The following is a 25,999-nucleotide window of genomic DNA, read 5'->3' on the forward strand; positions in this document are numbered from 1 at the left end:
AACAGATTTGTGACTGTTGACTAATTTGGTCACTGGAATCACAGTGCAGGTCTCGATCACTGCACATTGAGATTCCCATGCTCCGGCACCGCCTCGCCCTGCTCACTTTCGCCTGTGTTCTACCGATCGTACTGACCGCCTGCAGCGAAAAGACGCAATCGGACCCGCGCACCGAATCGCCCTTGGTGCGCGTCGCAACCCTCAAGGAGGCCGACGTCATACCTCGTGCTTTCACCGGAACTGTGGCGGCGCGGGTGCAAAGCGATCTGGGCTTCAGGGTTTCCGGCAAAGTGCTGGAGCGGTTTGTCGACACCGGGCAGACCGTCAAGCGCGGTCAACCGCTGATGCGTATCGATCCTGCCGACCTGAAACTGGCTGCCCAGGCGCAACGCGAAGCAGTGACTGCCGCCAGAGCGCAGGCCAGGCAGACGGCGGATGATGAAGCGCGCTACCGAAACCTGCGCAGCAGCGGCGCAATATCAGCTTCAAACTACGACCAGATCAAAGCCGCGGCCGACTCGGCCAAGGCTCGACTCAGCGCCGCTGAAGCGCAGGCAGAAGTTGCGTTCAATGCGACCCGTTACGCAGAGCTCGTGGCGGATGCCGATGGTATTGTCATGGAAACCCTCGTTGAACCCGGCCAGGTCGTCAGCGCCGGACAAGTGGTGGTGCGGGTTGCACATGCAGGACCTCGTGAAGCAGTCATTCAGCTCCCGGAGAACCTGCGACCCCGTATAGGTTCTACCGCGCAAGCCACGCTGTTCGGCAATCAGGACCTCAGCACCAGCGCCCGGCTGCGACAGCTCTCGGACGTTGCGGACCGCCAGACCCGCACCTTCGAGGCGCGCTACGTACTGGAAGGCGACATGGCCAATGCGCCGCTGGGCACCACCATCACCGTGAAAATCCCAGGTACCGACGCCCTCGGACAGGACGTTTTCCAGGTACCGATCAGCGCCTTGTACGACGCGGGCAAGGGACCGGGCATCTGGGTCATCAAAGGCGAGTCGACACAGGTCTACTGGACGCCAGTAACGGTCCGCCACCTTGATGACGAGCACGCCCTTATCAGCACGCAGCTCAGCCCCGGCGTGCAAATCGTCGCCCTCGGCGCACACCTTCTACACGACGCCCAACCCGTCAGGGTGAGCGCGCCAGCGGCGGCCACCGTGGCAGGGAGTGCGCAACCATGAGCGGTGGTCGTTTCAACCTGTCGGCACTGGCGGTGCGCGAGCGCTCGATCACCCTGTTCCTGATCTGCCTGATTTCACTGGCCGGAATCATTGCGTTTTTCAAACTGGGTCGTGCGGAAGACCCGGCCTTCACGGTCAAGGTGATGACCGTAGTGTCGGTCTGGCCCGGCGCAACCGCGCAGGAGATGCAGGACCAGGTCGCGGAAAAGATCGAAAAGCGCCTGCAGGAACTGCGCTGGTACGACCGCACCGAAACCTACACCCGACCGGGTATGGCGTTCACAACCCTGACCTTGCTCGACAGCACGCCGCCCTCACAGGTACCGGATGAGTTCTATCAGGCGCGCAAGAAAATCAGTGACGAGGCCATGACACTTCCATCCGGGGTCATCGGGCCGATGGTCAACGATGAATACTCTGATGTCACTTTTGCACTGTTCGCGCTCAAGGCCAAAGGCGAGCCACAGCGTGTGCTGGTCCGGGACGCCGAATCGCTGCGCCAACGCTTGCTGCATGTGTCAGGCGTGAAGAAGGTCAATATCGTCGGCGAGCAGCCGGAACGGATTTACGTTGAGTTCTCGCATGAGCGACTGGCAACGTTGGGGATCAGCCCTCAGGACGTATTCACCGCACTGAACAACCAGAATGCGCTGACTGCGGCAGGCTCGGTTGAAACCCGTGGGCCGCAGGTGTTCATTCGGCTGGATGGCGCGTTCGATGAGTTGCAGAAAATCCGCGACACACCGGTCGTGGCTCAGGGCCGCACGCTGAAGCTGGCGGACATCGCCACGGTCAAACGCGGTTACGAAGACCCGGCGACGTTCATGATTCGCAGTGGCGGCGAACCCGCGCTGCTGCTGGGTATTGTCATGCGTGACGGCTGGAATGGCCTGGACCTGGGCAAGGCGCTGGATCGGGAAGTCGGCGCGATCAACGCCGAACTGCCACTGGGCATGAGCCTGAATAAAGTCACCGATCAGGCCGTCAACATCAGCTCGGCGGTCGATGAGTTCATGATCAAGTTCTTCGTCGCCCTGCTGGTGGTCATGCTGGTCTGCTTCATCAGCATGGGCTGGCGTGTCGGCGTGGTAGTCGCTGCCGCTGTACCGCTGACCCTGGCGATGGTCTTTGTGATCATGGCCATGACCGGCAAGAATTTTGACCGTATCACATTGGGCTCGCTGATCCTGGCACTTGGGCTGCTGGTAGACGACGCGATCATTGCCATCGAAATGATGGTGGTGAAAATGGAAGAAGGCTATGACCGCATCGCCGCGTCTGCCTACGCCTGGAGCCACACCGCCGCGCCCATGTTATCCGGCACGCTGGTCACCGCCGTCGGCTTTATGCCCAACGGCTTTGCACGTTCCACTGCGGGCGAATACACCAGCAACATGTTCTGGATCGTGGGTATTGCACTGATTGCCTCGTGGGTCGTCGCCGTTTATTTCACCCCGTACTTGGGCGTCAAACTGCTGCCTGATGTGAAGCAGGTCGAAGGCGGGCACGCAGCGCTTTACGACACACCACGCTACAACCGTTTCCGCCGGATTCTGGCCAGAGTCATCGCTGGCAAATGGATGGTCGCAGGTTCGGTCATCGGGCTTTTTGTGCTGGCCGTGCTGGGCATGGGGCTGGTCAAGAAGCAGTTTTTCCCGGTGTCTGATCGCCCTGAAGTGCTGGTCGAAGTGCAGATGCCTTACGGCACATCAATCGCGCAAACCAGTGCCGCCGCCACAAAAGTGGAAAAATGGCTGGCCGAGCAGGCCGAAGCGACCATCGTCACCGCCTACATCGGCCAGGGCGCGCCACGTTTCTACATGGCGATGGGCCCGGAATTGCCTGACCCGTCATTCGCCAAGATCGTGGTTCGCACTGACAGTCAGGAACAACGCGAAACGCTGAAACACCGGTTGCGCCAGGCGATTTCTGAAGGCCTGGCAGCGGAAGCCCGTGTGCGGGTCACGCAGTTGGTATTCGGCCCGTATTCAGCGTTTCCTGTTGCCTACCGGGTTACCGGACAGGACCCGGACATGCTGCGTAACATTGCTGCGCAGGTGCAGCAGGTCATGACCGCCAGCCCGATGATGCGCACGGTCAATACTGACTGGGGCACCCGCACACCGACCTTGCATTTCACCCTGCAGCAGGACCGCATGCAGGCCATCGGCTTGAGCTCCAGCCAGGTCGCGCAACAGCTGCAATTCCTTCTGACGGGCCTGCCCGTCACTGCGGTGCGCGAGGACATTCGCACGGTGCAGGTGATCGCCCGCTCGGCTGGAGACACGCGCCTCGACCCGGCGAAAATAATGGACTTCACCCTCGCAGGCGCCGACGGGCAGCGTATTCCGCTGTCACAGGTGGGGAGCGTCGACGTACGCATGGAAGAGCCGGTAATGCGACGTCGTGACCGCGTGCCGACCATCACAGTGCGCGGCGACATCGCCGACGGCCTGCAGCCACCCGATGTGTCGACAGCCATCACTCGGCAGCTACAGCCCATCATCGACACGTTGCCCAGTGGTTACCGGATCGCGCAGGCAGGCTCGATTGAAGAGTCCGGCAAGGCGATGGACGCGATGCTGCCGCTGTTCCCGATCATGCTGGCGGTGACACTGATCATCATCATTCTGCAAGTACGCTCGATCTCGGCCATGGTCATGGTGTTCCTGACCAGCCCGCTGGGACTCATTGGCGTGGTGCCGACACTGATCCTTTTTCAGCAACCGTTCGGCATCAATGCGCTGGTCGGGCTGATCGCCCTGTCGGGCATTCTGATGCGCAACACGCTGATTCTGATCGGCCAGATTCACCATAACGAGCAGGCAGGGCTTGATCCGTTTCAGGCGGTGGTCGAAGCAACCGTGCAACGTGCGCGCCCTGTGATACTGACGGCGCTGGCGGCCATTCTGGCGTTCATCCCGCTCACCCATTCGGTGTTCTGGGGCACGCTCGCCTACACACTGATCGGCGGCACCTTCGCGGGCACGGTACTCACCCTGGTGTTCCTGCCAGCGATGTATTCGATCTGGTTCAGGATCAGGCCGGAGGGGAACAGGCGGCCGATAGCAGTACAGTCTGAGTGAATGCGGTCAGTCAGGAATGCAGACGTCCCGCCTGTGCGTAAAGCTCAGGGTCGATGATCGGCGGGCGGTCCAGCAGCAGGTCGGTGAGCAATTGGCACGACGCGGGGGCCAGTACCAGGCCGTTGCGGTAGTGACCGCAGTTGAGCCACAGCCCGTCGAAACCGGCCAGCGGCCCGATGAAGGGGATGCCTTCAGGTGAGCCGGGACGCAGCCCTGCCCACTGGGCGATGGGTTCGGCATTGGTCAGTTCTGGTAACAACTCAATGGCAGATGCTCTCAAGCTTTCCAGCGCTGCGTGCGTGGTGGTCTTGTCGAACCCTTCGTGTTCCAGCGTGCTGCCGATCAGGATATGCCCGTCACGACGCGGGATTGCGTAACGCCCTTTCGCCAGAACCATGCTCGACAGGAAGTCCGATGCGCATTTGTAGAGGATCATCTGGCCTTTTACCGGTTCGACCGGCAGGTCCACGCCGAGAGTCTTGAGCAGCTCGCCGCTCCAGGCGCCTGCTGTGAGAATCACCCGATCCCCGATGACAGCGCCTGACGGTGTGCTCACGCCTGAAACCCTGCTGCCTTCACGCACAAAGCCGCTGACTTCGCACTGCTCGCGAATCTCGACATTGGGCATCGCCAGCAAGGCAGCCTTGAGCGATTTGACCAGCCGGGGGTTGCGCACATTGGCAACGTTGGCCATGTAGATCGCCCGCGAATACCCCTCCCCCAACACCGGCACGGCATCATGCACGGCCGAGATATCGACGCTGCTCAATGGCCGGTTCTCGCGCGCAGCCCATTCCAGCGCGGCCTGTTCGTCATCAAGGTCGAGCCAGTACAGGCCGGTGGTATGCACTTCGGGATCGACGCCGGTCTGCGCAGATAAACGCTCACCGAGGTGCGGATAGAAATCCTGCGACCAGTGCGCCAATGCGGTAACTGCCGGGCTGTAGCGCCACGGATAAAGCGGCGAAACAATCCCGCCACCGGCCCATGAAGACTCCTGGCCGACGGCGGAGCGATCAAGCAATACGACGTTGACCTGCTCGCAGGCAAGGTTGAAGGCGGTCAGCAGGCCTATGACTCCACCGCCGACGATGACTACTTTCTGCTTGGACATCTTGGTCTCGGGACAAGGAAACGGGTTTCAGCGGCCCCAACAGTCTTTCGGGGTCACGCCGGCTGTGGCGCCGGGGTTGGTGCGCGCTCCGGTATTGGTGATCACGAAGCTGCCGCATTTGTCGCCAGCCATCATCGTGCCCGGGATAGGGTCGGCTGTCAGGGTGAAATCGGTGGCGTTGAGGACCGGCGTAATTTTGTAATAGGTGTTGGCACCCACCACACCTTTGTAATCCGCGTAATTTCCCTTCTGTGAATAGAAACGCTCCAGCGCCTGTGTCTGCTCGGACAACAGACTGGCAATAGCCGAACGCTGAGTGCGCTTCACATACTCGGTGTAACTGGGATAAGCGATGGCGGCCAGAATACCGACAATCGCCACGACGATCATGAGTTCGATCAACGTAAAGCCTCTGGATGTCACCCGCATGATTCGTTTCCCTATTGGATTTGTCGCCACATGATGCGTTGAAATGAGCCGCCACCCGCCTCAGGCAGAAGAATTTTATTGCCGGTTGAGTCGATTATTATCTTCATATCAAGTGGAGGCTGGAGCTGACCGGATGAATCCATTTTCGTACTGATCGTCCCGCTAAGGATTGAGGAAAGCACTGGAATACCACTGCCTACCGCACGACCCGACACCCGGACGTCGGAGCTATCGACGTCCAGATCACCATCGGTATCCAGAACCTGATAATTGAGCATGCTGCCTGTCGCAGCCGAAAGCTCAAATAAACGCCCGGTACCAGTGCTCTCACAGGGGTCAGTAGAGTTGACGGCAGCTGTGGTGAAAATAATCCGTCCTCTACTGGTCTGTGCAGGATAAATAATTCTCTCTCCCACATAAGGCTCGGCCGTAGACAATGGCAGGTACCAACCCTTTTTCGACGCCCAGTCCACATCGTTTGAGGTGGAGGTGAAATAGGTAGCGTCCTTGCCTGAGACAGAACCATTTATAGCCTGCGCCTGCAAATTGGCTTCGACATAGTTACCCGCCCCGCTGTCGGCGTCCCATATGGCATAGAAGTCTTGCAGCGCCGTAGTTTGTTTGTCGGCAATTTCCTGAAACTTGCCAGTACCGAAATAGATGATCTTGCCATTCAGAGGATGGTCCAGAATCAACGGCTGCACCGTAATGGGCTGTCCGGCCCCACGAGGCGCAGTAAACAAAGGCGCACCATTGAGCGCGACCTTCCAGCCGCTCGCAGCCGCCGAACTCAAATCGAATTTCCACAGGCGCCCTTTAAGATCGCCGGCATAGGCTGCCTGAACAACATTCTGCGAATTGACCCGAAGCCTGACAGATGACAAACCATTATCTGTTTCATTACCTATCACCGGGGTCGGGATCTCGGCGATCAGCGCTCCCGAGGTGGCATCCAGTACGAATAGCGATGCTCTACCTGTAAAGCTCCCATAGCCGTTACCAACAACGACTATTCCGGTGCCATTGTCCATACGTGCCGAATCGGGCTTGGAGTAACTGAAACCCAGATTATTGAATTTGTTATTGGAGTCCGAGGTATCTGGAGCCCTGACTTCCCAGAGAGCCCCCACACTATTGGTTGTCCCTTCAAACAGCCTGACGCCGAAGAAAGCTTTGCCTCCAGCCCCCAGCCCACCTACAGCTACCGTACGCCACACAGCGGTTTTATCGATCTGAGTATCGAAGACAGATATCTGCCCGTCTACGGTAAATTTATGTACGCCAGCCCCATAGTTCGTGGACGCGACCGTACCAAGGGAAGTCAATGCCGTTGAAGGCATGTAGGCATAGCTTCGCCGACCGGAGTCGGCATTGATCACATTGAAAAAACCGTCATTGGCGTTAACAAGCAGGCTGTAACTCATCTTGCTCGATTTAATCGCAAGATAATCGGTGTAGGCCGTAGTACCGGTGAGGTCAGTCGAGGTTCTTTCTGTCGGGAGGGCTAGTGCGAGGTTGGTATTGACCAGATCCCCCATCAATCTGGTACGGGATCTGAGCGCTGTGTTTGCGGTGCCTTTTGCCCAGGCAATCAACTGATCGCCCGTCGCCCCAATGGGTAGCGTCGCGTTAACGGCAGTTTTCTGAGCAGGGGAAAGGGCATTGAAGTCGAGCGCGATCTTCGCTGACGTAAGCGTATTCCAGGTTTCAAATACCGGAGCAGTGATCGCGGAAGTTACGGTGGTGTCGGTGTCCCATACCGCATTACCCGTGTCACCCGTTACCGGGTCAAGATCATAAGCCCTGATCGTACCGTGCCAGTCAGAGGGATCGTAAAGGGTCTGAAAGAAACGCGTTCCGGCCTGCAAGGTGGCCGAGTTGGCAGCCCCGCCTCCACCTGACCCGGCCTTGGCATAGATGTCACTTAGCGCAAGGCTCAATGCTGTAGTCAACCCGGCACTGTCGTTGGCCTGAAAGTACTTACCATGGCCATGACTATCGTTGGCCGTGTCGATCAACATCTGATTGGAGAGCGTGAAACCAACGGTGTAAGTACTCAGATTTTGCTTGATGAAACCTGCGCTATCCCAGCTTTTTCCGGTCAAGTCACCGCCAGTCGTAACGGCGTCCCTACGCAGGTCGATGTCGTAGGCAAACTTCGCCAGGTCATCCAGATACAGTCTGTCACCCTCTCCATCGCCAAACAGATCATCGCCATCGTTAGCCGCATTCAAATCCCAGTTGGGTAGCGAACGCGTTGTGTCGAGAACATCGTCAGGGTCATTGGTCGGGAAGGTTCGATCATAGGTCGGCAGGCCATCGGTCACCACAACGCCGTAGTTTTTCTGGCACCGATATTGAATAGGGCTGACGTAGTTCGAACCGTTCTGATAGAACGGTGCCATACCGCGAAAGTATCGCGTGATCTCATAATAGGTTTCAGCCAGTGGGGTATTGGCTGTCGGATTCAGGTTGGTAATCGCCTGTTTCAGAGCATTGAGGTTAGCGGTGGCTTGCGCTTGTGTGATACCAGCAGGTTGATACTTGGTGGCGGCTACCGGGGATAGATCAGTGACCACTCTTGCGATCTTGCCTCCAGGGCCGAGGTCGAAATTATTGGGATCGTTGAACGTGGCAAGCCCGATCCTCAGCGATGTGTTGTTGGTAACCAGATTGGTTGCTACGGTTCTCGCAACATTCATCCGGTAGTCGTTGGGGATAACACCATTAAGGTAGTTGCGAACTCCGAAGTTAGGCTGGACCAGATCGATCAGATAGGACAGGTAATTGGCGGTGTAACGCGTTAGCCCGCCTCCGGCAGGATCAGGAAGGGCGAGGCAGTATCGAATATTATCCCGAAAGACGGGACGCCCTCCCGACGGGCAAAGCAGCGACAGATTGAAAATACTGATGCCATTGATATCCCCCAGCGACAATGTATCGTCTCCCGAGATCGTACTCGCAAAGGGACAGACCACTGTGATGAAACCACTTATACATTGAGTGGAGTAGTAAGTGATATCCGACCGCTTAATAGTCGGATCGAACCCTGCCGCCCAGATGATGTTGTACATACTCCCGGAGTTATCCACGAGCAGCATAAGATTCGGCGCCACTGCCGATGCACTGAGCAATGGCACCTGCGCGGGGGTAAACGCATAGACCGGCGCGGTCATGTACAACGCCAACAATGCGCCGTAAACGTACTTCAGTGCACCACGCAGCCCTTTAACAGTTGGCATAAATGCTCTCCAACACCGTACGCGGAACGGCTTGACTGGAAACGGGAGCAACAGCAGTGACCCGATAAAGCGTCACGACACTTGAACTCGAACAGGTGGAGGGCAGCTTGATCGGCGCCATCGCGATGCCCAAGGTGCCAAGATTCTGAATGGCATACAACCCGCCGCCCGCCGCTTCAACCCACGTCACACCGGCGCTACCCGCACCTTTGCCTTGCACCGTATTGAAGTCGGTAGGGGGCGCGCAATTGACTGGGGGGGTGCACACAGCCATCGAGAAACCCGCCTTTTTGATCTCCGACTCACCCAGGCGCAACGCCGCTTCAGCCATTTGAAAGGATTGGTTACGGACCATTACGCTGCCCGCCATCTTTTCTTGTAACGTGGCGTTCTGCATTGATGAAATACCCAGCAGCGTCAATAGCAGCAGGAATACCAGACTGACCAGCAACACCATGCCGCGCTGTTTGGCAGCGAAGGCATGGGGCATATTGGGGCGCACGGTCTTGTTCATGTTCGGCCTGTTCAAAAGCGGTTACGCAAATAGGCGACGACACTGTACCGCTGATCCTTGACCCGCCCGTCCGGATCCCGCAGCGTCAGGAGGATGCGTACACTGCGTATATCGCCAGCATTGGCTGTGGTAATGGTCCGGGTGTAAGTCATCGGGTTCCCCACCACGCCGAAAAGAAAATCCAGCCCGGCTACGTTCTGTAGCAGCGGCTCTGGCTTACCACCCGTGGTGGCCTGGATAGTCAGGTCTGTGCCGCTCAGTGTGTAAACCAGTTGCCGCAAGGGAAACGCGGTTTGTCCGGCAGTTGGAGCACGCGCACCGGCATATAGCTGGAGCGTTGATCTGCAATCCGAAATGATCGTCCAGGTGGGCGAGCCCCCTGTAGTGCCAATATCAGCAGTTATCAGCGTCAGTTTATTGTTCGCGTTATCCCACAGGATCGGGTTATCCATCGCTATGGGATAGGTTATCGCTGGCGAAACAGGTATGTAACCACTGAAACTCAGGCAGCCATACATACCGGTCATCCTGATTTCCTGCACCAGTTTGCTCAACAGAAAACGGGCATCTTCCTGCATGCGCGCGGCAGCGTTCTGGCTCTGAAATGTGCCTCTGGAGGCGGTGAATATCTGGATGATCCCCAGGCTCACTACCAGCCCCAGTACCAGCGCCACCATGATTTCAACCAGCCCGAAGCCTCTGGAAACCTTTCTCATGGGGTGACCCCGATGCGCGAGACCAGCTTGAAGCTTTGAGGTGGCGGCGTGACGGCCGTATTGCCTGTTGCCTGATTGCTCGCACCGGCGGCACGTGTGTCGCTCCAGCCAACGGTAATAGTCACCAACGTAGAGTCACTGACCACAATGCTGCCCGTTCCGCTCGTGTTTGCAAAATTAATGATATTGGCTCTGAAATCAGACAGATCCTGATCTCTGGCCTTGTTCAGGTTAGCAACCGGGGCCAAATCCAGACTTGCCAAACCATAAGTCGCCAACACATTGGTCGTCCCATTGGCACTCGCATTGCCATCAACGTTGGCGCGAATACGGTCCATCATGTCGTAGGCAATGAAGCTGGCCTGGCTGCTCATGGTCGAGCTGTCTGTGTATTTGAGCGCGTTGAGCTGAATAGCCGCAGCCCCTAACAGCCCGATAGCCAGGATCAGTACCGAAACCAGCACCTCGATCAAGGTCATGCCGGCCTGGCGATGTCGGGTTTTATAAAGCATCAGCAGTTTCCACCGAGGACAATCCGTCCGGTCAGGCAAATACTCATGGTTTTGATCGTGCTGCCTCGGGTGTAGGTCATGGTTACCGCCGAAGCCGGGGCAATCAGCCCGCCCAGATTATTGAAATCAAATGCCGCTACGTTAGGGTTCGTTACCAGCGCTCCCCCGCTGCTCATGGCGGCCACTGTGCGAAGCGCAGTAGGCGGTGTCTTGGTGTCGGAAGCCAGATACACCTGCAATTCGCCGGTCCAGGCGGTTCCGCTGGTCGGTGCAATTCGCACTGTCACTCCCCTGTTTATCGCCTCAAGCCGCGCATAGTTGAGCGCGCGCTGCAAATCACTGACTTCGGTATCGGCCTTGTTGCTCTGGATGGAGCTGGTGAAATTCGGGATCGCGATAGCCGCCAGGATGCCCACCAGGGACACAGTGACTAACAATTCGATGAGGCTGAATCCCTTGGCTATATGACGCATTGAGTGTCTCCTAGACGTTATGACTATAAGGCAGCAACGCCGCAGGAAAATCCATAGCGAGACGTACGGTTGTTTTGCGACGACGAACGCCCGCAGGGTTCTGAAACGGCGTTTTCCAGGGAGGAAAGCACATGAAGCATGCAGGGTTCACACTGGTCGAATTACTCATCGTCGTGGCACTGATCGCCATTCTCGCCAACATCGCAACACCTTCTTTCAAGGAACTGATCGAATCGAATCGGGGGCTCGCAACGGCTCAGGAGCTGGCCAGCGGCATCCGCTCGGCAAGAGTCGCCGCGATCACGCGCAATCAGATCGTGACCATTCACGCCATCGAGCAAGACTGGAGCAATGGCTGGCGGATCATACTCGACGCAGATGGCAAAGGGCCGGACGAAAACGATACGTTGTTGGTGGAACGCGCCAATGACGGCAAGACACAAGTTGCTGGCAGCCCGAGGCGAGCCAGACAGCTGAGTTTCAATGGTCTGGGAGGCCTGCGGGGCAGGACCAACGATACGTTGCATGTTTGCGTCAAGGACCAGCCGGTCAGCCGCTATCGCGTGATAGTGGCGGCCACCGGCCGGGTCAGGATCGAAGACACAAAACGGGAAACAGCCCTGTGTGGCTGAGCGCTGTCAGAGCAGCGACTTGACGCGCAGCTCTTTGGGCATCGAGAAGGTGATGTTCTCTTCGCGACCCGCCAGCTCATCCGCGCCGGTCGCGCCCCAGGCATGCAACTGCTGAATCACGCCACGCACCAGCACTTCCGGCGCCGATGCACCGGCGGTGATGCCGATCTGTTGCACGCCGTCGAACCAGCTCTGCTGCATGTCTTCGGCACCATCGATCAGGTACGCCGGGGTGGCCATGCGCTCGGCCAGTTCGCGAAGACGGTTGGAATTGGAGCTGTTCGGGCTGCCCACTACCAGTACCACGTCGCACTCATCGGCCAGTTGCTTGACGGCGTCCTGACGGTTTTGTGTGGCGTAGCAGATGTCGTCCTTGCGCGGCCCGCCAATGGCCGGGAAACGCATGCGCAAGGCATCGATGACACGACTGGTGTCGTCCATCGACAAGGTGGTCTGGGTCACGAAGGCCAGCGAGTCCGGGTTGCGGACCTGTAACTTCGCGACGTCACTTTCGTCCTCGACCAGATAGATCGCGCCGCCATTGCTGGCGTCGTACTGGCCCATGGTGCCTTCGACTTCCGGGTGACCGGCGTGGCCGATCAGAATGCACTCGCGACCGTCCCGACTGTAGCGGGCGACCTCGATATGTACTTTGGTGACCAGCGGGCAGGTGGCATCGAACACCTTCAGGCCACGGCCTGCGGCTTCTGTGCGCACGGCCTGGGAAACACCGTGGGCGCTGAAGATAACGATGACGTCGTCAGGCACCTGGTCCAGCTCTTCGACGAAGATCGCACCGCGAGAGCGCAGGTCTTCGACGACAAATTTGTTGTGAACGACTTCATGGCGCACGTAGATCGGCGGACCAAACACTTCCAGGGCACGATTGACGATTTCGATCGCGCGGTCCACTCCGGCACAGAAGCCGCGGGGGTTGGCGAGTTTGATTTGCATGCTGTGCCTCATGGTTACGTGCGGAGTTACGTGCGGAGCAGCCCGGCCGAAGCCGGGCTTGATGGCGGAGATCAGGAAGCCAGAATCGCCTTTACTTCGAAGATTTCCACTTCGAAGCTCAGGGTCTTGCCCGCCAGCGGGTGGTTGAAGTCAATGGTGACCTGCTCGTCATCGAATGCTTTCACCACGCCGGGCAACTCGGTGTTGGCCGCATCATTGAAGATCACCAGCAACCCTTCGGACAGTTCCATGCCCACAAACTGCGAGCGTGGCATGATCTGTACGTTTTGTGGGTTGGGCTGACCAAAGGCGTTTTCCGGTGGAATCTGCACGGTCTTTTTATCGCCCGCCTTGAAACCGAAAATAGCCATTTCGAAACCGGGCAGCAAGTTGCCGTCGCCGACCTTGAACGTGGCCGGCGCCTTTTCGAAGGTGCTGTCGACGGTGTCGCCGTTTTCCAGACGCAGGGCGAAATGCAAGGTGACCTGCGTGTTCTGACCGATACGCAGTTCGCCTGCCGAGCCTTGAGTCGACGTCTGTTCAGTCATTGACGGTTTCTCCGGTTTTCTTGCTCTTGAACATGTCCAGCGCCAGCATGATTGCACCGACGGTGATTGCACTGTCCGCGACGTTGAAGGCCGGGAAATACCAGCGGTTTTCCCAGTGAACCAGAATGAAGTCGATCACATGACCCAGTACGATGCGGTCATAGAGATTACCCAACGCGCCGCCCAGCACCAGCGCCAGCGCAATGGCCAGCCAGGTGTCATCGCGACCGAGACGCTTGAGCCAGACCACCAGTACCGCGCTGACTACAATCGCGATCAGGGCGAACAACCAGCGCTGCCAACCGGCACCATCTGCCAGAAAGCTGAAGGCAGCACCCGTGTTGTAGGCCAGGGTCCAGCTGAAGATATCCGGGATCACCACGATCTGCTGATACAGGCTCAACGAATTCTCGAAGTAATACTTGCTGGCCTGGTCTATCACCACAATCAGCACGGTCAACCACAGCCAGGCCAGACGGCCAAACGAGGCGTTAGGCAACGATGTGTCACGCATAGTGACGCACCTCGCCAGCACCGCTGATGTTGTCTACGCAACGGCCGCAGATTTCCGGATGCTCGGGGTTCACACCAACGTCCTCGCGGTGATGCCAGCAACGGGCACACTTGGCATGGCTGGACTTGACCACTTTCAGTTTCAGACCCGCCACGTCGGTGACCACCGCATCAGCCGGAGCCGACACGAACGGTGCCACACTGGCGGTCGAGGTGATCAGCACGAAACGCAGTTCGTTGCTCAGTTTCGACAGGTCAGCGACCAGTGAGTCTTCTGCGTACAAGGTCACTTCAGCCTGCAGGTTGCCGCCAATGGCCTTGGCCGCGCGCAGGTTTTCCATTTCCTTGTTGACCGAGGTCTTCACCGCCATGATCCGCTCCCAGTAGGCACGGTCCATGTCGAACTCGGCAGGCATCTCGGTCAGGCCTTCGTACCAGGTGTTTAGCATCACCGATTCGTTGCGCTCGCCCGGCAGGAACTGCCACAGCTCGTCGGCGGTGAACGCCAGGATCGGCGCGATCCAGCGTACCAGCGCTTCGGAGATGTGGAACAGCGCGGTCTGGCAGGAGCGACGCGCAGTGCTGTCGGCAGCCGTGGTGTACTGACGATCCTTGATGATGTCCAGATAGAAGCCACCCAGCTCCTGCACGCAGAAGTTGTGGATCTTCGAGTACACGTTCCAGAAGCGGTATTCGCCGTAATGCTCTTGCAGCTCGCGCTGCAGCAGCAGGGTGCGGTCCACGGCCCAGCGGTCCAGCGCGAGCATTTCTTCGGCTGGCAGGATGTCGGTCGCCGGGTTGAAGCCCGTCAGGTTCGAAAGCAGAAAACGTGCAGTGTTGCGGATACGCCGATAGGCATCGGCGCTGCGCTGCAGGATCTGATCGGAAACTGCCATTTCGCCCGAATAGTCAGTCGCCGAAACCCACAGGCGCATGATGTCTGCACCCAGCGAATCGTTGACCTTCTGCGGCGCGACTACGTTGTTCAGCGACTTGGACATCTTGCGACCGTTCTCGTCGACCACAAACCCGTGGGTCAGCAGTTCGCGATACGGTGCGTGGTCGTCCAGCATGCAACCGGTCAGCAGCGACGAGTGGAACCAGCCGCGGTGCTGGTCGGAACCTTCCAGGTACAGGTCGGCACGCGGACCGCTTTCATGGCCCATCGGGTGCGAACCGCGCAGTACATGCCAGTGCGTAGTGCCCGAGTCAAACCAGACGTCCAGGGTGTCGGAGATCTTGTCGTACTTGCCGGCTTCGTCACCCAGCAACTCGCTGGCGTCCAGCTTGAACCAGGCTTCGATGCCTTCTTTCTCGACGCGCTGGGCCACTTCTTCCATCAGCTCGACGGTACGCGGGTGCAGGTCGCCGCTTTCCTTGTGCAGGAAGAACGGGATCGGCACGCCCCAGTTGCGCTGACGCGAGATGCACCAGTCAGGACGGTTGGCGATCATCGAGTGCAGACGCGCCTGACCCCAGGCCGGTACGAATTCGGTGTCTTCGATGGCCTTGACCGCACGCTTGCGCAGCGTTTCGCCGCTTTCAGGCTGCTTGTCCATGCCCACGAACCACTGCGCGGTGGCGCGGTAGATCAGTGGCGACTTGTGACGCCAGCAGTGCATGTAGCTGTGGCTGATGGTTTCGGTGTCCATCAGGCTGCCGACTTCGACCAGCTTGTCGATGATGTTCTGGTTGGCCTTGAAGATGAACTGGCCACCGAAAAACTCCAGCGACTCGACATACACACCGTTGCTCTGCACCGGGCTGATGATGTCGTCGTTGCTGAGGCCGTACTGTTTGCAGATATTGAAGTCATCCACGCCATAGGCAGGCGAGCAGTGAACAATACCGGTGCCGGCACCCAGTTCGACGTATTCAGCCAGGTAGATCGGCGACAGACGGTCGTAGAACGGGTGGCGGAAATTGATCAATTCCAGCGCCTGACCGGTGGTGGTCGCGATGACCGTGCCTTCCAGCTTGTAACGGGCCAGACAGCTTTCGACCAGCTCGGACGCCAGCACCAGCAGTTTGTCGCCGACATCGACCAGCGAGTACTCGAACTCCGGGTGAACGTTCAGCGCCTGGTTGGCCGGAATGGTCCAGGGCGTAGTGGTCCAGATGACGATGGACGCAGGCTTGCCCAGCGACGGCAGACCGAAAGCTGCGGCCAGCTTGGCCTCGTCGGCAATCGGGAACGCGACGTCGATGGTCGAGGATTTCTTGTCCTGGTATTCGACCTCGGCTTCGGCCAACGCCGATCCGCAGTCGAAACACCAGTTGACCGGCTTCAGGCCCTTGAAGACGAAACCGCCCTTGACCATCTCGGCCAGCGCACGAATTTCCCCGGCTTCGTTGGCGAAATTCATGGTCAGGTACGGATTGCTCCAGTCGCCCAGCACGCCCAGACGGATGAACTCGGACTTCTGGCCTTCGATCTGTTCGGCGGCATAGGCGCGGCACAGCTCACGTGTGCGATCGGCGGACAGGTTCTTGCCGTGGGTCACTTCGACCTTGTGTTCAATCGGCAGACCATGACAGTCCCAGCCCGGCACATAAGGGGCATCGAAGCCCGCCAGGGTCTTGGAACGCAGGATCATGTCCTTGAGAATCTTGTTGACCGCATGACCGATGTGAATATTGCCGTTGGCGTACGGAGGACCGTCGTGCAGGACGAACTTGGGACGATCCTTGCCAATCTCGCGCAGCTTCTGGTACAGGCCAATGCTGTCCCAGCGCTGCAGAGTTTGCGGCTCGCGCTGGGGCAGGCCGGCCTTCATAGGGAAGGCGGTGTCCGGAAGGTTTAGCGTGGATTTGTAGTCGGTCATTTCAGGCTCTTGGTTAGGCTATGCATGCAAAATGTCTGCGTTCGGTCGACTATTTTTGATACATGTCCATCAGGTTAACCATGCCAATGGGCACGGGCGGCGGCGACGTCCGCATTGATCGCCGTCTTGAGCGCCTCAAGCGAGGCAAAACGCTGCTCATCACGTAGCTTGTGGTGGAAAGCCACCGTTAAACGCCGGCCGTAAAGGTCGCCGGCAAAATCCAGAAGATGCACTTCAAGGTGGGCACTGCCATCGCCGGCCACGGTCGGGCGCACACCAATATTGGCAACCCCCGGCCAGGCCTTGCCGTCGATGTCCATGCTGACCAGGTAGACCCCGCTCAACGGCACGCGACGACGCTTGAGTTGCACGTTGGCGGTGGGCGTACCCAATTGCCGCGCCAGCTTCTGGCCATGCAATACCCGTCCGGTTATCTGGAACGGGCGACCCAGCATACGCTCGGCAAGGGCAAAATCCGATGCAGCCAGGGCTTTACGCACTTTGGTACTGCTGACGCGGATGCCATCGATCTCAACGGTCTGCGCCGCTTCCACGGTAAAACCATAGGTTGTGCCGGCCTGTTGCAGGAAGTCGAAGTCACCGACCCGGTCAAAGCCAAAACGAAAATCGTCGCCCACTTCGAGGTGCTGAACACCCAGACCGTCGATCAGCACGGTTTCCACGAAACTCGCCGCGCTGAGTTTGCACAGACGCTGATTGAAGGACAGGCAAAGTACCCGGTCAACGCCCTCGGCTTCAAGCAGCTCGAGCTTGTCGCGCAAGCGGGCCAAACGTGCAGGCGCTGTCTGCGGCGCGAAAAACTCACGCGGCTGTGGCTCGAAAATCACCACGCAGCTGGGCACACCCAATTCGACGGCACGCTCGCGCAACCGCGCCAGGATAGCCTGGTGGCCGCGGTGTACACCGTCGAAATTGCCAATCGTGGCGACGCAGCCCCGATGTTCGGGGCGCAGGTTGTGAAGGCCTCTAACCAGCTGCATAACGCACTTCTTGCTCATAAAGTGGCTGATTATAACCACACACGGCCGTGGACGACAGGCAACACGCCAAGACCGGACCCCGGTTCGTGGCGCGCAACGAAAAAAACCGACAGCCAACCGCTGTGCAGCGACCTACATGACCGCCTTGCGAGCGAAATCCCGGAGGCGAAAGCCGAGTAACAGAAGCATTGCAAAATAGGTCACCACACCCGCTGCCACCAGCGCCCCGAGACGCACAAAGCGCTCAAGCATTTGCCCGTGGTCCCACGCGGGCATGAAATGCATCATCCCCAGCAGGACGGCCGACATTACGCTGACTGCGACGACCAGCTTGAGCAGAAACTTCGTCCAGCCCGGCTGCGGCTGAAACAGCTGTTGCTTGCGCAACTGCCAGAACAGCAGGCCGGCGTTGATGCACGCACCTACGCTGATCGCCAGCGCCAGCCCTGCATGCTGCAATGGCACGATGAACGCAAGGTTGAGCAACTGCGTGACAATGAGGGTGAAGATCGCGATTTTCACCGGAGTGCGGATATTTTGCTGGGCATAAAAGCCGGGCGCCAGCACCTTGATCAGGATGATCCCCAGCAGCCCCACTGAATAGGCGACCAGCGCACGCTGGGTCATGGCCGAGTCCAGCGCATCGAACTTGCCGTATTGAAACAGCGAAACGGTCAACGGTTCGGCGAGCAACCCCAGCGCCAGTGTGCAAGGCAGCACCAGCACAAAACACAGGCGCAGGCCCCAGTCGAGAATCCGTGAATACTCCTGGCGATCCCGCTGTGCGTAGGTCTTGGAAAGAATCGGCAGCAGAATCGTACCCAGCGCGACGCCCAGCACACCGGATGGCAATTCCATCAGTCGGTCGGCGTAGTACATCCACGACACCGAGCCGGCCACGAGGAACGAGGCAAAAATCGTATTGATGATCAGAGAAATCTGACTGACGGAGACGCCGAGGATGGCGGGCAGCATCTGTTTCATGACCCGCCAGACGCCGGTATCGCGCAGATTCAGACGTGGCAGCACCAGCATGCCGATCTTTTTCAGATGCGGCAGCTGGTACAGCAGCTGTAGCAGGCCGCCGACCAGCACGGCCCAACCGAGCGCCATGACCGGCGGATCGAAATAAGGCGTCAGGAACAGGGCGAAGAAGATCATGCTGACATTGAGCAGCGTCGGCACAAATGCGGGCACCGAGAAGCGGTTCCAGGTGTTGAGGATCGCGCCGGCCATCGAGGACAGGGAGATCAGCAATATATAAGGAAAGGTCACGCGCAGCAGATCCGAGGTCAGCGCGAATTTTTCCGGCGTGTCGACAAAGCCTGGCGCTGTGGCCCAGATGACCCATGGCGCAAAAATAACCCCCAGCAGCGTCACCAGCGCCAGGGCCAGCGTCAGCAGCCCGGTCACGTAGGCGACAAACGTGCGGGTCGCCTCCTCGCCCTGCTGGCTCTTGTATTCGGCCAGAATCGGCACGAATGCCTGGGAAAAAGCCCCTTCGGCAAAAATGCGCCGCAGTAGATTGGGCAGTTTGAAGGCGATGAAAAACGCATCCGTTGCCATTCCGGCGCCGAAAGTACGCGCAATAATGGTGTCGCGAATAAAGCCCAGAACCCGCGAAACCATGGTGATAGAGCTGACGGCGGCAAGTGACTTGAGTAGATTCATGGAAAGAGTTGAGCGCCTTGGCAAAGGATGGGCGATTAAGCCAGCCATTTATGCGATACTTCGCGCCGCAAAAACGCCCGAAGCAAAGGCCGCGAGTTTACAGGTCACAGGCCGGAAATAAATCCTCCGGTCAAATGTAGCAACCACTCAGCGGAACACCTTAACTGCCCTTGACAAGACTTCAACTCATCGGCATGATTCGCGGCCTATTTTGTTTGCTATTTCACAAAGTCTTTCGAGGAGCTCGACGGTGGCCAACACACCTTCCGCCAAAAAACGTGCAAAACAGGCTGAGAAGCGTCGCAGCCACAACGCCAGCCTGCGTTCCATGGTTCGTACCTACATCAAGAATGTAGTTAAAGCCATTGACGCAAAAGACGCAGAAAAAGCGCAAGCCGCTTATGTTCTGGCTGTGCCTGTTATCGACCGTATGGCCGACAAAGGCATCATCCACAAGAACAAGGCTGCTCGCCATAAAGGTCGCTTGAACGGTCACATTAAGGCTCTGAGCCTTGCTGCTGCAGCCTAAGCGATCCGCTTGTTAAAAAACCGACCTCAGGGTCGGTTTTTTATTGCCTGCAGGAAAGAGACAGGCACAAGAATATTCATCATGCCGCAGATCTGTGACGCAGAGCGTCGCCCAAGGCATTCCCACGCAGGAGCGTGATGAACGACAATCTCACCCATCGTGCGACGCTCCACGTCGGCATGCCGTTCTGGACGCTCCGCGTCCGATCTTGAGTGTGTGGTGCGGTGCAGATTTGTGACGCAGAGCGCCACCCACAGCATTCCCACGCTGGAGCGCAGGGAACGATAATCTCAACTATCGTGCGACGCTCCGCGTCGACATGCCGTTCCGGACGCTCAGCGTCCGATCTTGAGTGTGTGGTGCGGTGCAGATCTGTGACGCAGAGCGCCGCCCACAGCATTCCCACGCTGGAGCGCAGGGAACGATAATCTCAACTATCGTGCGACGCTCCGCGTCGACATGCCGTTCTGGACGCTCCGCGTCCGATCTTGAGTGTGTGGTGCGGTGCAGATCTGTGACGCAGAGCGCCACCCACAGCATTCCCACGCTGGAGCGCAGGGAACGATAATCTCAACTATCGTGCGACGCTCCGCGTCGACATGCCATTCTGGACGCTCTGCGTCCGATCTTGTTACACGCTCAAGGTGCAGGAGCGGGCGCCCACGGCAGGATCGGGATCGCCGTCACGGCGTTTTGCGGACTGCCTTCGATGACGCGGTCGCTGTAGACCAGGTACACCAGCGTGTTGCGCTTCTTGTCGAAGAAACGCACCACCTGCATGGTCTTGAAGACCAGCGAAGTGCGCTCCTTGAAGACCTCGTCACCATCCTTGAGGTTCTCCTTGAAACGGATAGCGCCGACCTGACGACAGGCAATGGATGCCTCGGCACGGTCTTCAGCCAGCCCCAGACCACCCTTCACTCCGCCAGTCTTGGCACGCGACAGGTAGCAGGTGACACCCTCGACCTTGGGATCATCGAAAGCCTCAACCACGATTCGGTCGTTAGGCCCGACCATTTTGAACACTGTGGATACCTGACCGATCTCTTCTGCCGAGACCAGCGCCGGCACCAACAACAAAGCAGCCAGAACACCTTGCATGACGCGCATCGTTTCTTCCTTTTATTTACCTGAACCCGCAACCCGAATCAGACGAGGATCAGGTTATCCCGGTGAATCAACTCCGGCTCGGCCATGTAGCCCAGCTCACGAACAATGGCTTCCGAGGAGTGACCAATGATTTTCTGGGCCTCGATGGCACTGTAGTTACTCAGGCCACGAGCAATCTCCCGACCATCCGACGCCACACACACCACCATCTCACCGCGCCGAAAACTGCCCTGCACCAGCTTGACGCCAACCGGCAGCAGGCTTTTATGATCCCTGGCCAGTGCCGACACCGCACCATCGTCCAGCACCAGTGTGCCGCGCGTCTGCAGGTGACCGGCCAGCCACTGCTTGCGCGCGGCGAGCATTTCGCGCTCGGGAGACAGCAGGGTCCCCAGCCGCTCGCCACCCTTGAGTCGCGCCAGAACGCGCTCGATGCGTCCGCCGACGATCACCGTATGCGCACCGGAACGCGCCGCCAGACGCGCAGCGCGCAGCTTGGTCTGCATACCACCACGACCCAGCGCACCGCCGGTGCCGCCCGCCACCGCATCCAGTGCCGGATCATCGGCACGCGCTTCGTAGATCAGTTGTGCGTCAGGGTTATTGCGCGGGTCAGCGTCGAACATGCCATCACGGTCGGTCAGAATAACCAGCAGATCGGCCTCGACCAGATTGGCGACCAGCGCCGCCAGCGTGTCGTTATCGCCAAACCGGATTTCGTCAGTGACCACGGTGTCGTTTTCGTTGATGACCGGCACCACGCCCAACTCGACCAGCGTGCGCAGCGTACTGCGCGCGTTCAGGTAACGCTTGCGATCCGACAGGTCGTCGTGCGTCAGCAGGATCTGCGCGGTATGCCGGCCATGCTCGGCAAAGCTCGACTCCCACGCCTGCACCAGCCCCATCTGGCCGATTGCAGCAGCAGCCTGAAGCTCGTGCATCGCACTGGGTCGCACTGTCCAGCCAAGACGACTCATACCGGCCGCCACAGCCCCGGAAGAAACCAGCACCAGCTCGACGCCCGCCTCATGCAGCGCCACCATCTGCTCAACCCACACACCCATGGCGTTGCGATCCAGGCCCTTGCCATCCGCGGTCAGCAGGGCACTGCCGATTTTCACAACCCAGCGCTGGGCACCCGTCACTTTGCTGCGCATCTTCTTCCAACCTTAGCCAGAGGGTTTTCAAATTCGGGATACAAAAACGCCGCTAACAATCGTAGCGGCGTTCAAGTTTACTTCAAGCTATCAGTCTCGGACGTAAATGATTTCCGGACCATCTTCATCTTCAACGTCTTCTTCATCCCAGTCATCGTCGCCGATGTCATGCACGCTCTTCACGCCACTGCGACGCAGGGCACGCTGATCGTCCAGCGCCTGCAACTGCGCCCGCGCCTCGTCTTCGATGCGCTGATCCAGCTCGGCCAGCTCTTCGGCATAACCAGGCTCTTCGGCGATACGCAGACTGCGCTCTTCGAGGTAACGCATGATGTCGCGCGTCAGTTGCTCGGTGCCTTCTTTGGCAATGGCAGAGATCACGTAGACCGGGCCGGTCCATTCCAGGCGATCAACGATCTCCTGCTTGCGCGCTTCCTGCTCTTCTTCAAGAATCTGGTCGCACTTGTTCAGCACCAGCCAGCGATCACGCTCCGCCAGCGACGGACTGAATTTTTCCAGCTCACGGACGATCACTTCGGCGGCATCCGGGGCACTGGTTTCATCCAGTGGCGCCATGTCGACAAGGTGAAGCAACAGACGGGTACGCGCCAAATGCTTGAGGAAGCGAATCCCCAGGCCTGCGCCGTCGGATGCACCCTCGATCAGGCCGGGGATGTCGGCAACGACAAAGCTCTTCCAGCGATCGACGCTGACCACACCCAGGTTCGGCACCAGCGTGGTGAACGGATAGTCGGCAACTTTCGGCTTGGCCGCCGACACCGAACGAATGAAGGTACTTTTACCAGCGTTCGGCAGGCCCAGCAGACCTACGTCGGCCAGCACTTTCAATTCCAGCTTGAGATCACGCTGATCACCCGGCTTGCCCGGCGTGGTCTGGCGCGGCGCGCGGTTGGTACTGGATTTGAATCGGGTGTTACCCAGACCGTGCCAGCCGCCCTGGGCAACCATCAGGCGCTGACCGTCTTTGGTCAGGTCGCCGATGATTTCCTGGGTGGTCGCATCAATGATCGTGGTTCCGACCGGTACGCGCAGTACCAGCTCTTCACCTTTACGACCGGTGCAATCGGCGCTGCCGCCGTTGGAACCGCGCTCGGCATCGAAGTGACGGGTGTAACGATAGTCGACCAGCGTGTTCAGGTTGACGTCGGCGATCATGTAGACCGAACCGCCATCACCACCGTCGCCGCCGTTGGGACCACCGTTTTCAATAAATTTTTCGCGACGGAAGCTCATGCAACCGTTGCCGCCGTCGCCGGCTTTTACTCGAATGGATACTTCATCTACAAATTTCATAACGCACGCCTCCCGCCACAGGGACGAGCAGAACCACATAAATTACATAAGACTCTTGCAAAAATGAGCGTTGCGATACCGATCAGAAACCAGCGACCCCAAGGGTCAACATCACAACAGCCCGCACAAACAGTTTTGCAAGAGACTCACCTGCCTCTCTACCTCTACAAACAAAAAAGCCCCGTCGCAAGACAGGGCTTTTAAGCAACTGCGTGATTACGCTGCGGAGACTTCAGTCTTCGGAACGATGCTCACGTAGCGGCGACCGAAGGCGCCCTTGACTTGAAACTTGATCACGCCTTCCACTTTCGCGAACAGGGTGTGATCTTTGCCCATGCCAACGCCGTAGCCAGCGTGGAATTGGGTACCGCGCTGACGCACGATGATGTTGCCAGGGATGATAGCCTGGCCGCCATACATCTTCACGCCAAGGCGTTTGGCTTCTGAGTCGCGCCCGTTACGGGTACTACCACCAGCTTTTTTGTGAGCCATGAGTCAATTCTCCAAATGAGGATTAGGCTGAATTAAGCCTGAATACCTGTAATTTTGATCTCGGTGTACCACTGGCGGTGGCCCATGCGCTTCATGTGGTGCTTACGACGACGGAACTTGATGATACGAACCTTGTCGTGACGACCTTGCGAGATCACTTCAGCCACAACGGTGGCGCCAGCAACAACCGGAGCACCGATGTTGACGTCGTCGCCATTACCGACCAGCAGAACGCGGTCGAAAGTGACGGATTCGCCAGTAGCGATTTCCAGTTTTTCAATTTTCAGGTATTCACCTGGGGCGACTTTGTACTGCTTGCCACCGGTAACAATTACTGCGTACATGGTATTTCTCCGAAAATCCTGCTCACCCAGCTCTTTATAAGAAGAGTATTGGCTGGCATGGCTGCATGGGGCTGGAACGGCCCGTTTGCATTGCGTAAGGCAGGTGCTGCCCAGGAAAGTTAGGGTGCGCGATTGTACGCAAGGCAATCATGGGTTGCAAGAGGCGGGTCGTCATACCTTGACACGCTCTACCCCGCAACCTAGCATGCGGCGCAACCTATCCGGAGCACGTGTCGCTGATGCAACCCCAAGCCTTCTACCGCACGGTGGCGGACGACTTTAGTGCCGTTGACCTTATCATCAAAAAGCAACTGACGTCCCGCGTACCGCTGGTTTCCAAGATCGGCGATTACATCACGTCGGCCGGCGGCAAACGCCTGCGCCCGCTGCTGGTGCTGTTGTGTGGCAAGGCTCTGGGCCGTGAAGGCGACGATGTTCGTCTGCTGGCCGCCACCATCGAATTCCTGCACACCGCCACGCTGCTGCACGACGATGTGGTCGACATGTCCGGCATGCGTCGCGGGCGCTCCACCGCAAACGCGCTGTGGGGCAACGCGCCCAGCGTACTGGTCGGCGACTTCCTTTATTCCCGCTCGTTCGAAATGATGGTCGAGCTGGGTTCGATGGACGTCATGAGAATTCTTTCCAAGGCAACCCGCGTGATTGCCGAGGGTGAAGTCCTGCAGCTCTCCAAGATCCGCGACGCCAGCACCACCGAAGAAACCTATATGGAAGTGATTCGCGGCAAGACAGCCATGCTGTTCGAAGCCTCGACCCACAGCGCCGCCGCCCTGTGCAATGCCTCTGAAGCGCAGACTGAAGCCTTGCGCACCTTCGGCGATCACCTGGGTGTGGCCTTCCAGCTGGTTGACGACCTGCTCGACTACCTCGGTGATGCCGAAACACTGGGCAAGAACGTCGGTGACGATCTGGCCGAAGGCAAGCCTACCCTGCCGCTCATCTACACCATGCGCGAAGGTAGCCCCGAGCAAGCCGCGCTGGTTCGTCAGGCCATTCAGAAAGGCGGCCTGGAAGACCTGGAAAGCATCCGCAATGCCGTGCAAAGTGCCGGCGCGCTGGATTACACCGCGCGCCTGGCCCGCGACTACGCCGCCCGCGCCATTGCCTGCCTTGAAGCACTGCCGCCCAGCGAGTATCGCGATGCGCTGGTCGAGCTTAGCGAGTTTGCGGTCGCCCGCACCCACTGACAGCAAGCCGGCACCGAACAGCCCGTCCAGCGTGACGGGCTTTTTTCCGCCCGCTATTAACTGACCTGAATCAACCACTCAGCAAAAAATGAGAATTAATCTCAATAGTGACTTGCTATTATCTCGATAAGAATTATTCTCATCTGACCAAACGAAGGAGATGAGACATGACTTATTTGATCGATGCATGGCTGGACCGCCCTCACCCTTACTTGAGAATTCTGCACCGCGAGACTGGCGAGGTGTGTGCCGTTCTTGAAGAGGAAGCTCTGGAAGAGTTGCGTGATCAGGGCGATCTGGACGTTTACAGCCTGAGCTCCAGCGAGCCGCTGCTGCTCAAGGAGATGGTGCGCAATCTGTTTCTGTTCTGTTATGCGCGGGCGTTGCGCCCAATGGGTGAGTTGCACTGAGCATGGAGCATC

24 protein-coding genes are annotated in these 25,999 nt (G+C 58.4%); 6 read left to right on the forward strand and 18 right to left on the reverse strand.

The window, feature by feature from the left end; translation table 11 throughout:
• Positions 1–77 precede the first annotated feature (77 nt).
• Together I9H07_RS20270 and I9H07_RS20275 are read left to right on the forward strand one after the other, a co-directional pair.
• Positions 78–1,193, forward strand: a complete 1,116-nt coding sequence (locus I9H07_RS20270) for an efflux RND transporter periplasmic adaptor subunit (protein WP_058824393.1) — start codon at positions 78–80, stop codon at positions 1,191–1,193.
• The gene (locus tag I9H07_RS20275; RefSeq protein ID WP_058824394.1) at positions 1,190–4,279 is read left to right on the forward strand and encodes an efflux RND transporter permease subunit; all 3,090 of its coding nucleotides are present in this window, start codon (positions 1,190–1,192) and stop codon (positions 4,277–4,279) included. Before I9H07_RS20270 ends, I9H07_RS20275 begins: the two co-directional genes overlap by 4 nt.
• Positions 4,280–4,289: 10 nt before the next feature.
• On the opposite strand, the gene thiO is transcribed toward I9H07_RS20275, so the two are convergent.
• Genes thiO through I9H07_RS20310 form a run of 7 tightly spaced genes read right to left on the reverse strand, consistent with a single transcriptional unit; the run spans position 4,290 to position 11,279 of the window.
• Positions 4,290–5,393, reverse strand: coding sequence for a glycine oxidase ThiO (gene thiO, locus I9H07_RS20280; RefSeq protein WP_236424937.1), 1,104 nt, complete (start codon positions 5,391–5,393; stop codon positions 4,290–4,292).
• A gap of 27 nt (positions 5,394–5,420) precedes the next feature.
• The gene (locus I9H07_RS20285; RefSeq protein WP_024675580.1) at positions 5,421–5,822 is read right to left on the reverse strand and encodes a type IV pilin protein; all 402 of its coding nucleotides are present in this window, start codon (positions 5,820–5,822) and stop codon (positions 5,421–5,423) included.
• Between the two features lie 11 nt (positions 5,823–5,833).
• Entirely contained in the window at positions 5,834–9,064 is a 3,231-nt protein-coding gene (locus I9H07_RS20290; protein ID WP_024675581.1) for a pilus assembly protein, read from the reverse strand.
• A complete protein-coding gene (locus I9H07_RS20295; protein WP_024675582.1) occupies positions 9,051–9,578 on the reverse strand; it encodes a pilus assembly PilX family protein in 528 nt (175 codons plus the stop codon). Before I9H07_RS20295 ends, I9H07_RS20290 begins: the two co-directional genes overlap by 14 nt.
• A gap of 11 nt (positions 9,579–9,589) precedes the next feature.
• Positions 9,590–10,294, reverse strand: coding sequence for a PilW family protein (locus I9H07_RS20300; RefSeq protein ID WP_024675583.1), 705 nt, complete (start codon positions 10,292–10,294; stop codon positions 9,590–9,592).
• Positions 10,291–10,806 carry a type IV pilus modification protein PilV gene (gene pilV, locus I9H07_RS20305; RefSeq protein WP_024675584.1) on the reverse strand — a complete coding sequence of 172 codons (516 nt, stop codon included), beginning with the start codon at positions 10,804–10,806 and terminating at the stop codon, positions 10,291–10,293. The genes I9H07_RS20300 and pilV overlap by 4 nt, the downstream gene beginning before the upstream one ends.
• Complete coding sequence (locus I9H07_RS20310) at positions 10,806–11,279, reverse strand: GspH/FimT family pseudopilin (RefSeq protein ID WP_024675585.1); 474 nt, start codon at positions 11,277–11,279, stop codon at positions 10,806–10,808. The genes pilV and I9H07_RS20310 overlap by 1 nt, the downstream gene beginning before the upstream one ends.
• 131 nt (positions 11,280–11,410) lie before the next feature.
• Between I9H07_RS20310 and I9H07_RS20315 the strand changes: the two genes are divergently transcribed.
• Positions 11,411–11,911 (forward strand): GspH/FimT family pseudopilin, encoded by a 501-nt coding sequence (locus tag I9H07_RS20315; RefSeq protein ID WP_058392864.1) that lies wholly within the window; start codon positions 11,411–11,413, stop codon positions 11,909–11,911.
• A 6-nt stretch (positions 11,912–11,917) separates the two neighbouring features.
• Here I9H07_RS20315 and ispH read toward each other — a convergent pair whose 3' ends face one another.
• The 6 genes from ispH to murJ form a co-directional block, all read right to left on the reverse strand.
• The gene (ispH, locus tag I9H07_RS20320; protein ID WP_236424939.1) at positions 11,918–12,865 is read right to left on the reverse strand and encodes a 4-hydroxy-3-methylbut-2-enyl diphosphate reductase; all 948 of its coding nucleotides are present in this window, start codon (positions 12,863–12,865) and stop codon (positions 11,918–11,920) included.
• Between the two features lie 71 nt (positions 12,866–12,936).
• On the reverse strand, positions 12,937–13,413 hold the full coding sequence (locus tag I9H07_RS20325) for an FKBP-type peptidyl-prolyl cis-trans isomerase (protein WP_024675588.1): 477 nt from the start codon (positions 13,411–13,413) through the stop codon (positions 12,937–12,939).
• Positions 13,406–13,927, reverse strand: a complete 522-nt coding sequence (gene lspA, locus I9H07_RS20330; RefSeq protein ID WP_419204261.1) for a signal peptidase II — start codon at positions 13,925–13,927, stop codon at positions 13,406–13,408. The genes I9H07_RS20325 and lspA overlap by 8 nt, the downstream gene beginning before the upstream one ends.
• Complete coding sequence (ileS, locus tag I9H07_RS20335) at positions 13,920–16,751, reverse strand: isoleucine--tRNA ligase (RefSeq protein ID WP_058392862.1); 2,832 nt, start codon at positions 16,749–16,751, stop codon at positions 13,920–13,922. Before ileS ends, lspA begins: the two co-directional genes overlap by 8 nt.
• A 74-nt stretch (positions 16,752–16,825) precedes the next feature.
• On the reverse strand, positions 16,826–17,752 hold the full coding sequence (ribF, locus tag I9H07_RS20340) for a bifunctional riboflavin kinase/FAD synthetase (protein WP_024675591.1): 927 nt from the start codon (positions 17,750–17,752) through the stop codon (positions 16,826–16,828).
• A gap of 132 nt (positions 17,753–17,884) precedes the next feature.
• Positions 17,885–19,423 carry a murein biosynthesis integral membrane protein MurJ gene (gene murJ, locus I9H07_RS20345; protein ID WP_058392860.1) on the reverse strand — a complete coding sequence of 513 codons (1,539 nt, stop codon included), beginning with the start codon at positions 19,421–19,423 and terminating at the stop codon, positions 17,885–17,887.
• 250 nt (positions 19,424–19,673) lie between these two features.
• Between murJ and rpsT the strand changes: the two genes are divergently transcribed.
• Positions 19,674–19,952, forward strand: coding sequence for a 30S ribosomal protein S20 (rpsT, locus tag I9H07_RS20350; protein ID WP_003344603.1), 279 nt, complete (start codon positions 19,674–19,676; stop codon positions 19,950–19,952).
• A 639-nt stretch (positions 19,953–20,591) separates the two neighbouring features.
• Here the strand turns inward: rpsT and I9H07_RS20355 are convergent.
• The 5 genes from I9H07_RS20355 to rplU all read right to left on the reverse strand — a co-directional run bounded on the left by I9H07_RS20355 (position 20,592) and on the right by rplU (position 24,369).
• Positions 20,592–21,062, reverse strand: coding sequence for a CreA family protein (locus I9H07_RS20355; RefSeq protein ID WP_024674863.1), 471 nt, complete (start codon positions 21,060–21,062; stop codon positions 20,592–20,594).
• A gap of 38 nt (positions 21,063–21,100) precedes the next feature.
• Positions 21,101–22,219, reverse strand: a complete 1,119-nt coding sequence (gene proB, locus I9H07_RS20360; protein ID WP_024674864.1) for a glutamate 5-kinase — start codon at positions 22,217–22,219, stop codon at positions 21,101–21,103.
• Positions 22,220–22,309: 90 nt separating this feature from the next.
• Entirely contained in the window at positions 22,310–23,533 is a 1,224-nt protein-coding gene (gene cgtA, locus I9H07_RS20365) for an Obg family GTPase CgtA (protein WP_024674865.1), read from the reverse strand.
• A gap of 216 nt (positions 23,534–23,749) precedes the next feature.
• A complete protein-coding gene (rpmA, locus tag I9H07_RS20370) occupies positions 23,750–24,025 on the reverse strand; it encodes a 50S ribosomal protein L27 (RefSeq protein ID WP_002551972.1) in 276 nt (91 codons plus the stop codon).
• Between the two features lie 32 nt (positions 24,026–24,057).
• Positions 24,058–24,369: a 50S ribosomal protein L21 gene (gene rplU / locus I9H07_RS20375; RefSeq protein WP_003381306.1), complete on the reverse strand. Its 312-nt coding sequence runs from the start codon at positions 24,367–24,369 to the stop codon at positions 24,058–24,060.
• A 239-nt stretch (positions 24,370–24,608) separates the two neighbouring features.
• On the opposite strand from rplU, the gene I9H07_RS20380 reads away from it, so the two are divergent.
• Together I9H07_RS20380 and I9H07_RS20385 are read left to right on the forward strand one after the other, a co-directional pair.
• Entirely contained in the window at positions 24,609–25,577 is a 969-nt protein-coding gene (locus I9H07_RS20380; protein ID WP_024674866.1) for a polyprenyl synthetase family protein, read from the forward strand.
• Positions 25,578–25,744: 167 nt separating this feature from the next.
• Positions 25,745–25,987 (forward strand): PA4570 family protein, encoded by a 243-nt coding sequence (locus I9H07_RS20385; RefSeq protein ID WP_024674867.1) that lies wholly within the window; start codon positions 25,745–25,747, stop codon positions 25,985–25,987.
• Positions 25,988–25,999: the final 12 nt, after the last annotated feature.

The sequence above is a fragment of the Pseudomonas syringae genome, assembly GCF_023278085.1.
Lineage (GTDB): Bacteria > Pseudomonadota > Gammaproteobacteria > Pseudomonadales > Pseudomonadaceae > Aquipseudomonas > Aquipseudomonas syringae_Q.